Raw genomic sequence first — 11379 nt, 5'->3', positions numbered from 1 at the left:
TCCGCCGGTCGCGCGGGCGGCTCCGCCGCCGCCACCGCCGCCGCCGCGGCCTGCTGCGCCGCCTCCGGCGCCGCCGAAGAAATGCACTGTCGTGAACGGCCAGCAGGTCTGCCGCTGAGGCGGCGGGCCGGTCGGACGAAACAAAACGGGCGCCGCGATCGCGGCGCCCGCCTTGTTTTGCGACGGCGCTCTCGGCTCGGCCGCGCTGGGACGGACCGGCGCAGGCGCGGCGTGGGGACGGCGAGCGGTCAGCGCTCCAGCCGGGCGATCAGGCTCGACGTGTCCCAGCGCCGTCCGCCCATCGCCTGGACCTCGGCATAGAACTGGTCGACCAGCGCCGTCACCGGCAGGGTGGCGCCGTTCTGCCGCGCCTCGGCCAGCACGATGGCGAGGTCCTTGCGCATCCAGTCGACCGCGAAGCCGAAGTCGAACTCGCCCGCCACCATGGTCTTGTGGCGGTTCTCCATCTGCCAGGACTGGGCCGCGCCCTTGGAGATGGTGGCGATCAGCTTCTCGGTGTCGAGGCCGGCCCGCATGGCGAAATGCAGCGCCTCGGCGAGCCCCTGGACGAGGCCGCCTATGCAGATCTGGTTGCACATCTTGGCCAGTTGGCCGGCGCCGGCCGGGCCCATCAGGGTGCAGGCGCGCGCATAGGAGGCGATGACCTTGTCGGCGCGGGCGAAGGCGTCGGCGTCGCCACCGCACATCACCGTGAGGATGCCGTTCTCGGCGCCGGCCTGGCCGCCGGACACCGGCGCGTCGATGGCGGCAAAGCTTTGCGCCGCGGCCGCTTCCGCCAGCTCGCGGGCGATCTCGGCCGAGGCCGTGGTGTGATCGACAAAGACGCTGTCCCGGCCCATCGCCGCGAAGGCGCCGTCCGGCCCCAGCGTCACCTGGCGGAGGTCGTCGTCGTTGCCGACACAGGCCATGACGAAGTCCTGGCCCAGGGCGGCCTCGCGCGGCGTTGCCGCCCAGCGGCCGCCGTGCTGGCCGACCCAGCGCAGCGCCTTCTCGGGCGAGCGGTTGTAGACCGTGACCTCGTGGCCGCCCTTTTCCGCGAGATGGCCAGCCATCGGGTATCCCATCACGCCGAGACCGAGAAAGGCGACTTTCGCCATGGCGTTGTCCTTTGGAGTGTCGTCGGCCGGCGGTCCGTGCCGGCCGTCTTGCGGCTGACTTGGTGGACGGCCAATGTGCCGGCCGCTCGCGCGCCGTCAACCGATTCGGCGCGGACGGGACGCGGCGAGGGACGACGGAGCGACGGATGGCGTGGGTTTTTCTGCTGCTGGCGGGGGTTTGCGAGATCGGCTGGCCGATCGGCCTGAAGCTCGGCTGGGCCGAACAGGGCATCCGATGGTTGTGGATCGGATTCGCCATCGTCTGCATCACGACGAGCGGGGCGCTGCTGCTGCTGGCGCAACGCGAGATCCCGATGGGCACGGCCTATGCGGTATGGACCGGGATCGGCGCGGTCGGCGCCTTCGTGGTCGGCGTCTGGGCTTTCGGAGACCCCGGCACGGTGCTGCGCTTCGCCTCGGTCGGGCTGATCGTGCTGGGCATCGTCGGCCTGAAGATGGGGTAGGGCGCCGCTTCACCTCTCCCTGGAGGGGGGAGGTCGGACCTCGAAGCGGTCCGGGAGGGGGTGATCGGCGAAGCCGGTCTTTGCGGCTTCACCCCACCCCGGTGCGCGCTGTCGCGCGCCCCGACCCTCCCGTCGCGGCAAAGCCGCGACACCCAGGGGAGGGTGCACGAGAGGGCAGCGGTCCCGCCGTTGACCCTGGTCGGCGCGTCCTTATGTTCACCCGACCGACAACGACCCGGCCGCGCCGGCGCGGAACCGGGCAGGGGAGATCAGCATGGCGCCGACCAAGGACGACGTTCTCGCGAGCCTGTCGCGGGTGAAGACCCCGGGCGGGCTGCCGCTGACCGAGAGCGGCACGCTGTCGGAAATCGTCGTCGGCGACGGCAAGGTGTTTTTCTCCATCACGGTGGATGCCGCGACCGTCAAGGCCTGGGATCCGGTGCGGGCCGCCGCCGAGGCGGCCGTCAAGGCGATCCCGGGCATCACATCGGCCATGGTGGCGCTGACGGCCGAGCGCGCCGGCGGCGGGGGCGGCGGGGCCGCGGCCCGTCCGGCTGCCGCACCGGCGGGTGTGGCCGGTGGTCACGGCCACGCGCATGCTCCGGGCGCCGGCGGCGGGGGTGGCGCGCCGCAGCAGCCGGCCGTGCCGGGTGTCTCCGCCATCATCGCGGTCGCCTCGGGCAAGGGCGGGGTGGGAAAATCGACCACGGCCGTCAATCTGGCCCTCGGCCTCGCCGCCATCGGCCAGCGCGTCGGCCTCCTCGACGCCGACATCTACGGCCCCTCGGTGCCGCGCCTGCTCGGCATCAAGGGCAAGCCGCAGATGGGGCCCGGCAACAAGCTGATCCCGATGAAAGGGTTCGGGCTCGAGGTGATGTCGATCGGCTTCCTGGTGGAGGAGGAGACGCCGATGATCTGGCGCGGCCCGATGGTGATGTCGGCGCTGACCCAGATGCTGCGCGACGTCGACTGGGGCACGCTCGACGTGCTGGTGGTCGACATGCCGCCCGGCACCGGCGACGCCCAGCTCACCATGGCCCAGCAGGTGCCGCTGCGGGGCGCCGTGATCGTCTCGACCCCGCAGGACCTCGCGCTGATCGACGCGCGGCGCGGCATCGCCATGTTCGGCCGCGTCAACGTGCCGGTGCTCGGCATCGTCGAGAACATGAGCTACTTCCTCTGCCCCAAATGCGGCGAGCGCTCCGACATCTTCGGCCACGGCGGCGCCCGCGACGAGGCCGCCCGCCTCGGCGTGCCCTTCCTGGGCGAGGTGCCGCTGCACATGGACATCCGCGAGACTTCCGACTCCGGCCGCCCCGTGGTGGCGACCGCGCCGGACGGCCCGCATGCCGCGGTGTATCGGGAGATCGCGACGAAGGTGCGGGACCAGCTCGCGGGCGCGGGGGGCCGGGCGGCGCCGAAGATTGTTATAGAGGCGTAGATGCACTTGTATGAACGCGGCTCTGGATCACTTTCAGAAGATTGTCCGTCCGGCATTGATCGCATACCGCGATGCCGAATGTGATCTGAATATGGCTCGGGAAAACGATGATCAGGCAGAGTTCAAATCGGCCCGAGAGAAGGTGATACGGACTGCTCGCACAGCGACGATCGAGCTACACCAATTTTCTGACGTGCTCCTGATAGAAGGGTCGGGGACTCTGCCCAGGTTCGCGAGAATTGACGACGTTCGGTCGGCATTACAACATCAGTGCGTCTATCTCAGATCTGCGGATCGAATAGGTGATGTAAATCTGTTGAGGGATGTCGCTGAGGCTTTCAAGCACCACAAACTCAATCGACAGAATGCGACCGTCAGTTCCGCTAACGCGGTGATAACGATCGGAACTGGTTACGGGGAATTGCGCTACGGCGAGGGGAAATATGGCGGGGCCGAGCAGGTTATCGTATCACGGAAAGACGGTGATAGGCGTGCTCTTTCATCAGTCCTTCAGAACGTGTTCGACGCTTGGATGAGATTGCTCGATCAGCCGCTTCTGCCTATCGGAATGTTTTAGCAGCGCAACTGGTGCGCAGAGGAACTTCCAGTCTCTGTTAAGAGCGGGGCGTCGCAATGAAATTCGTGCCGGCGCAAGACGCTGCAGATTTGCTTCCCTCTCTGGTCACCGCCGCCGAGCACGGTGAGCCAACTACGATCATGCGGGACGGAAAGGCCGTCGCCGTGCTGGTGCCGGTGGATGCTGCGCGCAAGCTCTATCCGGATGAGAAACGCGACTTCCTGGCGTTCCTCAAGGAATTTCCCGGCGGAGCTGATTTCGATCGCATTGAGTGAGGTCAGTGGCGGCAGGCATCGCCGCTGCCACGTTTGGCCACTCCTGACCTCATGGTGAGGTGCGAGCTAAGCGAGCCTCGAACCATGTGGCCGCGGCGGTGGCCGCCCTCGCCCTTCGAGACGGCTGCTTCGCAGCCTCCTCAGGGTGAGGGCGGACAGGCGCCTTGATTCGGTTATTCCCCACGGAGTCTAATAAGGTCGTCATGGCAGGGCTTGTCCCGGCCATCCACGGTCTTTGTTCCGACGAGCGTTCGAGACGTGGATGGCCGCGACGAGCGCGGCCATGACGGGTCGGAGTTTCTAGTAGCGGGTGTTACACCAGCCCTAAATCCTTCCCCTTCACCCCCGCGAACACCCGGTGCAGGGCCGCCTGATCGAGCCCATAAAGCCGCTGGAAGAGGCCGGCCAGCAGGGCGCGGTAGTCGGTCAGGACCGGATAGTCGCGGTTCTGGAACAGGTGCGGCTGGTCGACCGCGACCTGGTCGCCGGCGATGCGGCCGCCTTTCAGCGCCCCGCCCAGCACCCAGTAGACGCTGCCGTGGCCGTGGTCGGTGCCGCGGTTGCCGTTTTCGCGGAACGTGCGGCCGAATTCGGAGACGACCACCACCACGGTGTTGGTCCATTGCGGGCCGATCTCTTCGGCAAAGCCGGACAGGCCGCGGCCGAGCTCGGCGAGGCGGTCGGCGAGATAGCCGGTGGCGCCGCCCTGGTTGACGTGGGTGTCCCAGCCGCCGACATCGACGAAGCCGAGATTGAACTGCTCGCGCATCAGCCGGCCGATGCGGCGCGCCGACAGCTCGAAGCCTTTGGGCGACACGGCGCCGCGGCTCGCCTCCATCATGTGCTCGGTGACGGCGTTGAACACGTCGTCGCGCACGCGAAACCCTTCCTGCACCGCGGCGGCGAGCGGCCGGCCCTCGTACATCGAGGTGATCAGGCTCGCCTGGCGCGCGTCGATGCCGGGCTTGCCGACCGTGTTGATGGCGATGTTGGGCACCGCCTCGCCGCCCTGGAAGGCGAGCGGCATCTGCTCCGTGAAGGCGATCGGCCGCACCCGTGTCAGCGTCGCGGCGAGCCGCGCCATGAAGCCGGAGCGATAGTCGCGCGTGCCCTTGATGTCCTGCCCGAGCTCGATGGTGTCCTGCGTCTCGAAATGACTCCTGGTGACGTCGTCCGTGCCGGCGAACGGCACGAAGGCGACCTGGCCCTTCTGCCACAGGGGCAGGATGGTGCTGCGCAACGCAGGGTGAAGGCCCCAGTCGCGGTCGAGCGCGATCGCCGAGGTCGCCACGGCCGGATCGGGCCGGGCGATCGCCAGCGTCGGCCGCGCGGCGTAGTAGAACTCGCTGCCGATCGGGATGACGACATTGGCCGCATCGTAAGCGCCGCGCAAAAACACCACGAGCAGGCGCGCATCGGCCTTCGGCGCCGCCCACACGCGGCCCGCGACCGTCATGGACGCCAGCGTCATGGGCGCGAGCGCGGCGAGGCCTGTGAGCAAATCACGACGGTGAATCTTCAAACGATCTCTGGGCATGATCGATCCCTCACGGCCCGTCACTGCATGAATTCCGGCGAGGAGAGGAACAGCGTGTTCCAGTCCTGCGGCGAGATCGCCTGGTCGAGCGCGGCGAGCGTTTGCCTGGACAGCCGTCGGTGCAGGGTCGAGAACCAGAGGCCGTTCTGGAGCAGCGGAAAGGCCGGTCGGTCGACGGCATCAGGCCCGGCGGACTTGAACAGCCCGGCCGCGTTCGAGCCGATCTGGCGGGCGATCTCGAACCGCGTCATCATCTGGCCGGAGCCGTTCCAGGCCGACGAGACGAGCGCGTAGCCGTCCGGCGTCTGGTGATTGTACAGCCCCTCCGCCAAGCGGTTGAACCAGTTCTGGATCGGGGCCGCGTTGGTGATCACCTTGCCGTCATAGGCGAGCCGCACGGCCGACAAGACATAGCGCACCGGATCCTTGAAGCGCCGTCCGAGCGAGGCCGTGAGCTCCGGCGCGTGCACCATGGTGTCGAGCATGGCGGCGATGTCGCCGTCGGTGGCGGTGAAGCGCTGCGCCATGCGCTCGACCAGGGCGGGCGGCGGATTGTCGGCGACGAAATAGGTGGCGAGCTGAAGGGCGACGCGCCGCGCCGTCGCCGGCTGCCGGCACAGAATGTCGACCGCCTCCTCGACCTCGCCAAAGCCGCGGCCCTTGATGGCATGGCCGAGCAGAAGCTTGTCGCCGAAATCGTGGCGCGCCGGATTGAACTCGAACAGCCCGTCGCGCACGAGGAGCGGCTGCAGCTCGGGCTTCAGCCTCGGGTTCTCCGGCTTCTGGTCGATGCCGACGCCGGTGAGGATGCGGGCGAGCTCCTCGACGTCCTTCTGCGCATAGCCGGAGCCCACCCCCATGGTGTGCAGCTCCATGATCTCGCGCGCGTAGTTCTCGTTGATGTGGCCTGCGGCGTTCTCGGCATTGTCGAGATAGCGCAGCATCGCCGGGTGGCGCAGCGTCGCCATCAGCAGATCGCGGAAGCGGCCGAGCGCATGCGGGCGGATCGCCCGGTCCTCGTAGTCGCCGACCAGGAGCCGCAGATTGGCCTTGGCCTGGTGGACGTTGAAATGGTTGAGCCAGAACCAGGTGAGCCGCTCGCGGAGCTGGTCGGGCGCGTAGAGGGCGCGCAGCACGAAGGCCGTCGCGGACTGGCGGGCGACGTCGCTCATGCCCTCCTGGACGGCCTTGCGGGCCGCAGCCTTCTGGTCCGGATCGGCCATCTCGCCGGCGGCGCGCGCCTGCTCGGCGAAGCCGGTGGCGAGATCGAAGGCGGATTTCTGGCGCGCCGGCAACGCGTCGAGCTGTCTTTGTGCGGCCTCGGGCAGGCGGTCGCCGGCCGGGGGATGGAGCTGCGCCTGCAGCCAGGCCTCGCGGCCCTGCGTCTGCAGCGCCGCCAGCGTCGTGCCGTCGACCCCGAAGGTGAGTGCGTCGACCAGGGCGACGTCCCTCAGGGTGCAGTCCTGGCAGGGCTCTGTCGCGCCGGCGGACCGCAGGAGGGGCGGGGAGGCGAGCGCCACGGCGCCCGCCACGGCGGCGAGCGTCAGCGCCAGCGCCGATCGTCGAAGCATTTCAACAGTCCTCGGGGCAGGTGATGGTCCGGTCGATTGAGCGTCAGGGGCGCTGAATGCCGACTGAACGGAGTGTGGCCGAAATCGGCTGGATCGGCGGCACACGGGCGGCGTCGACGCGACGTCACGGCATTGCGATAGGCGGTTCCGGCGCGGACGCCTTGTCCCGCAGCCCGCGGCAGTCTACTCCTCCGGCGTCGCGTCGGGATTCCGGCGTGTTCGCGGCGCGCCGTGCGCCGGGCGTGTGCTCGGGCAAGGGTGCGACTACGGGTCGAGATCGGGACGGGATGTCATGTCGAAACAAGAGATGCGCGAGGAAACCGAGCGCCTGATCCGCGAGGCGATCGAGCGGCGCGGCCTCACCATCAAGCAGGGCGACACCCGGATCGAGGCGACCTGCGGCCGCTGCGGCGGCAAGAACCGCGTCACGGCGCCCAAGGGCCAGATTCGGGTGCGCTACACCTGCAAGGAATGCGGGCACGAGCAGGAGACGCTGTAGGGCGACAGTCGGCTGGGTTGAATCTGCCAGCCCGCCAGCGCGTCGGTCCACCGGCTCGTCGTTCCGGGGCGCCGCGCAGCGGCGAGCCCGGAACCGATGGCCCCGCTCTGTGTGTATGGATTCCGGGCTCGCGGACCTCCGGTCCACGCCCCGGAATGACCGAAAGCCTCACTCCGCCCCCTCACTCCGCCCCTTCGCGGGCGCCGAGGGCGTATTCCTGCAGCTTGTAGAGCAGCGCGCGGCGGCTGATGCCGAGCGCCACCGCGGTGCGGGCGCGGTTGCCGCCATTGTGGGCGAGGGCCGAGCGGATCACCTTGGTCTCGAACTCGTTGACCAGCTCGCGCAGCGGTCGGCCGGCCTCGACGCCGTCGACCTCGTCGCCACCGTCCGCGGCGGCGCCATGCGCGTGCCCCCGCACCACCTGCTCGGGCAGGTCCTCCGGGAGAATCACGCTGGTCGTGCTCATCACCACGGCGCGCTCGATGGCATTGGCGAGCTCGCGCACATTGCCGGGCCAGTCATAGGCGAGCAGGCAGTCCATGGTGGCCGGATCGATGCCGCGAATCACCAGATCGTTCTGGGCGGCGAATCGCTCCAGAAAATGCCCGGCGAGCAGGCGGATGTCCTCCGGCCGGTCGCGCAGCGGGATGGTCTTCAGGGTCACGACGTTGAGGCGAAAAAAGAGATCCTGCCGGAAGGTGCCGGCCCGCACCATGGCGTCGAGGTCGCGGTTGGTGGCGGCGACGATGCGCACGTCGGTCTTGATCGGGGCGGCGCCGCCGACCCGCTCGAACTCGCGCTCCTGCAGGACGCGTAAAAGCTTCACCTGCAGGCCCGTCGAGATCTCGCCGATCTCGTCGAGAAACAGCGTGCCGTGCTCGGCCTGCTCGAAGCGGCCCCGCCTTCGGCCGACCGCGCCCGTGAAGGAGCCCTTCTCGTGGCCGAAGAACTCGCTCTCCAGCAGGCCCTCGGGGATGGCGGCGCAGTTGACCTTGACGAACGGTCCGGTCGCCCGCGGACTGCCGTAGTGCACGGCGGCGGCGACCAGCTCCTTGCCGGTGCCGCTCTCGCCCTGGATCAGCACGGTCGCGGCCGAGCGCGCCACCTTGGCGATGGTCGCCCGCAGCTCCAGCATGCGCGGATTGTCGGTGAGGATGCCTTCTGCGCCGTACCGCTCCGACAGCTCCCGGCGCAACGACACGATGTCGGCCCGCATGGAGCGGATCTCGAGCGCACGGCGCACCAGCAGGCGGATCTCCTCGATGTCGAACGGCTTGATCACGTAGTCGAAGGCGCCGTCCTTGACGGCCTTCACGGCGGTGCCCACCTCGGCGAAGGCCGTCATCAGGATCACGGCGGCGCCGCGGTCGACCTCGAGGATCGCCTTCATGGCGTCGAGGCCGTTCATGCGCGGCATGCGGATGTCCATCAGCACCACGTCGGCGTGGCGGCGGCGAAACGCCTCGGTCGCCTCGACGCCGTCCTCGGCGACCGCGACGGCGGCGCCCTCCTTGGTCAGGACCGCGGTCAGCATCCGGCGGATCGCCTCGTCGTCGTCGACGACCAGCACGGCGGGGGCGGGGACGCTCATGAGACGGTCTCGACTTCTTGCGCGTGGACGATGGGCAGGCGGATCTCGACCGTCGTGCCCTGGCCGGGCCGGCTGTCGAACGTGATGACGCCGCGATGGGCGTCGACGATGCGATGGACCATGGCGAGGCCGAGGCCGGTGCCGCTGGGCTTGGTCGAGAAGAACGGGTCGAACACCTTGTCGAGATTCTCGGGTGCGACGCCGATGCCGTCGTCGACCACCTTGATCGACACGGTGTGCTCGTCCTCGGTCCGGGTCGACACCGTGACGGTGCCGCCGTCCGGAATTGCCTGAATGGCGTTGATGATCAGATTGAGCAGCGCCTGCTTCAACGCCTCGCCGTCGGCCTCGATGGTCGGGAAGCTGCCGTCACAGTTAAGCTCGATGCGCGCATCCGACTTGCCGCGCGCCAGGAACGCCATCTCCTCGATGAGATGCGCCACGTCGACCGTGCCGATGCGCGGCGGCTGCGGCCGGCCGAAAGCCAAAAGCTCGCCGACGATGTGGTTGAGGCTGTCGACCTGGCGGATGATCAGCGGGCCGTAGGCGCGCCATTCCTCCAGGCTCTCGCACTCGTCGAGATACTGGATGAAGCCGCGGATCGAGGTGAGGGGATTGCGGACCTCGTGGGCGATGCCGGCCGTCAGCTCGCCGAGCGCAGCGAGGCGGTCGGCCCGCATCACCTGCACCATCAGGCGCTCGCGCTCGCTGACGTCCTTGAGCACCACCACGGCGCCGATGCGTTTGCCGTCGCCGTCGCGCAGCACGCTGGAGGTGGCGTTGATCTGCAGCGTCTGCTCGGCGCGCGGCAGGTCGATGGTGACGGCGGCATGCACGCGGCCGGTCTCCAGCGTGTCGAGCAGCACGCTGTCGACCTTGGCGGTCTTGGAGAACAGGCTGCGATAGGGCTTGCCGATGACCTCGGCGGCGGTGACGCCGTAGAGCAGCTCGGCGGCCGGATTGACCGAGGTGATCCGGCCGCCGGGGTCGACCGCGACGATGGCGTCGGCGACGCTCGCCAGGATGTTCTCGTTGAGCGAGCGTGCGTGCAGCAGCGCCTTGGCCATGCCGTTGATCGCCTCGACGATGTCGCCGAGCTCGTCGCGCAGCGGCGGGATCGGGCGTCTCAGGTCGCGCTTCATGTCGGCGAGGCCGTGCACGATGACGCCGACCTCGCGCGACAGCCGCCGCGACAGAATGCTGATGATGCCGAAGGCGACGACGAGGCCGCCGAGGCTGGCGACCACCACGGCGTAGTCGATGGCGCTCGCCTGCGCCTCGATGGCGTCCGAGAACTCGTTGGTCCAGATGTAGCCGATCGCCTCGCCGTTGCGGATGATCGGCAGCATGGCGTTGAGGATCGGTCCGCGCACCAGCGTGCCGACCTCGGTGCGCGCCACCTCGGTCTCCATCACGCTGCGGCCCGGATGGTCCTGGGGGATGGCAAGGCCGACCGTGTTGGCATGGTCGCGGCTCGGTCCATAGGTGATGATGGCGTCGAGGCGCTTCGAGTAGTAGCCGGCGCCGACGCCGGGCGCCGCAGCGGCGATGCGGTCCGTGATCACGACGAGCTTGGCGTTGAGATGCCGGACCGCAGCGTCGTGGTCGCTCCAGCCGCTCGGTAGGTCGGCGAGCAGCGCGTCGTAGCCGGGACCGAGGTCGGCATCGAGGACGCGCGCCAGCGCGAACAGCTTGTCTTCCTTCTCGCTGCGCAGCGCCTGGCGGCCTTCGCGCTCGAGCGCGACGCCGACGATGGCGATCGGCAGCGCGACCACGAGCAGCGACGTCAGCATCAGGCGCATGCGCAGCGTGCGCACGGGAAGCAGGCGGCGGAGATCGGCTAGACGCACCGGATGACGCCTCGGGGAGCGGGCGCCGTCGGCGCCCTCGGAGTCGTCATCTTATTGCGCCGCTGCGGCACGCGGACAAGTCGTGAAGTTTCGGATGCGGTCGCGTTCCACGGGCACGGCGTCGTGCGCATCCTGCCGATCCGCGGCGGTGCTCCGGTGCGCAAGAAATTGCGCAGTGGCGCACCGAACTGCGCGGGTGCGCCGGCCAGCGGTCGGACCGAAAATCTCGGATCCTTCGGTAAACCGGGCCTTTTCGCACATGGCACGGGCCTTGCGGAACCAGACGCGTGGCACGCTCCCGGCGCGCCCGCCGCTCGCGACTCCCGCGATCGACGTTCCGGCGCCCAGAGCCTTTCGGAAAGGGATTGTGACATGTCCAAGGTCACCGCCATCGAGGAGGCCGTCGCGAAGATTCCCGACGGCGCCTCGTTGATGATCGGCGGGTTCATGGGGGTC

At 68.9% G+C, this 11379-nt stretch carries 9 protein-coding genes and 1 pseudogene; 5 read left to right on the top strand and 5 right to left on the bottom strand.

Annotated elements, in window-relative coordinates; all coding sequences use genetic code 11:
* Nucleotides 1-248: 248 nt before the first annotated feature.
* A complete protein-coding gene (locus tag HXX10_RS28535) occupies nt 249-1118 on the bottom strand; it encodes an NAD(P)-dependent oxidoreductase (RefSeq protein ID WP_296526844.1) in 870 nt (289 codons plus the stop codon).
* A gap of 146 nt (nt 1119-1264) precedes the next feature.
* Here HXX10_RS28535 and HXX10_RS28530 point away from each other — a divergent pair, with 146 nt between their 5' ends.
* The 3 genes from HXX10_RS28530 (at nt 1265) to HXX10_RS28520 (ending at nt 3875) form a co-directional block, all read left to right on the top strand.
* On the top strand, nt 1265-1582 hold the full coding sequence (locus HXX10_RS28530) for a multidrug efflux SMR transporter (protein ID WP_296526842.1): 318 nt from the start codon (nt 1265-1267) through the stop codon (nt 1580-1582).
* A 274-nt stretch (nt 1583-1856) separates the two neighbouring features.
* Nucleotides 1857-3023, top strand: coding sequence for an Mrp/NBP35 family ATP-binding protein (locus HXX10_RS28525; RefSeq protein WP_296526840.1), 1167 nt, complete (start codon nt 1857-1859; stop codon nt 3021-3023).
* 633 nt (nt 3024-3656) lie between these two features.
* Nucleotides 3657-3875: a type II toxin-antitoxin system Phd/YefM family antitoxin gene (locus tag HXX10_RS28520; protein ID WP_296526839.1), complete on the top strand. Its 219-nt coding sequence runs from the start codon at nt 3657-3659 to the stop codon at nt 3873-3875.
* Between the two features lie 313 nt (nt 3876-4188).
* Here HXX10_RS28520 and HXX10_RS28515 read toward each other — a convergent pair whose 3' ends face one another.
* Both HXX10_RS28515 and HXX10_RS28510 read right to left on the bottom strand, forming a co-directional pair.
* Entirely contained in the window at nt 4189-5391 is a 1203-nt protein-coding gene (locus tag HXX10_RS28515; protein ID WP_296526846.1) for a DUF1501 domain-containing protein, read from the bottom strand.
* A gap of 41 nt (nt 5392-5432) precedes the next feature.
* On the bottom strand, nt 5433-6983 hold the full coding sequence (locus HXX10_RS28510; protein ID WP_296526837.1) for a DUF1800 domain-containing protein: 1551 nt from the start codon (nt 6981-6983) through the stop codon (nt 5433-5435).
* Nucleotides 6984-7275: 292 nt separating this feature from the next.
* Between HXX10_RS28510 and HXX10_RS28505 the strand changes: the two genes are divergently transcribed.
* Nucleotides 7276-7482, top strand: coding sequence for a hypothetical protein (locus HXX10_RS28505; protein WP_296526835.1), 207 nt, complete (start codon nt 7276-7278; stop codon nt 7480-7482).
* A 181-nt stretch (nt 7483-7663) separates the two neighbouring features.
* Here the strand turns inward: HXX10_RS28505 and atoC are convergent, their stop codons facing one another.
* The gene (gene atoC / locus HXX10_RS28500; protein ID WP_296526833.1) at nt 7664-9073 is read right to left on the bottom strand and encodes an acetoacetate metabolism transcriptional regulator AtoC; all 1410 of its coding nucleotides are present in this window, start codon (nt 9071-9073) and stop codon (nt 7664-7666) included.
* Entirely contained in the window at nt 9070-10923 is a 1854-nt protein-coding gene (atoS, locus tag HXX10_RS28495; RefSeq protein ID WP_296526831.1) for a two-component system sensor histidine kinase AtoS, read from the bottom strand. The genes atoC and atoS overlap by 4 nt, the downstream gene beginning before the upstream one ends.
* Before the next feature lie 123 nt (nt 10924-11046).
* Between atoS and HXX10_RS28490 the strand changes: the two are divergent.
* Nucleotides 11047-11379, top strand: a pseudogene (locus tag HXX10_RS28490) (hypothetical protein); the annotation flags it as partial.

It is taken from the genome of Rhodoplanes sp. (genome assembly GCF_013377085.1).
In the GTDB taxonomy this organism is placed as follows: domain Bacteria; phylum Pseudomonadota; class Alphaproteobacteria; order Rhizobiales; family Xanthobacteraceae; genus Rhodoplanes.
This window is presented reverse-complemented; position numbering and strand designations above follow the sequence as displayed.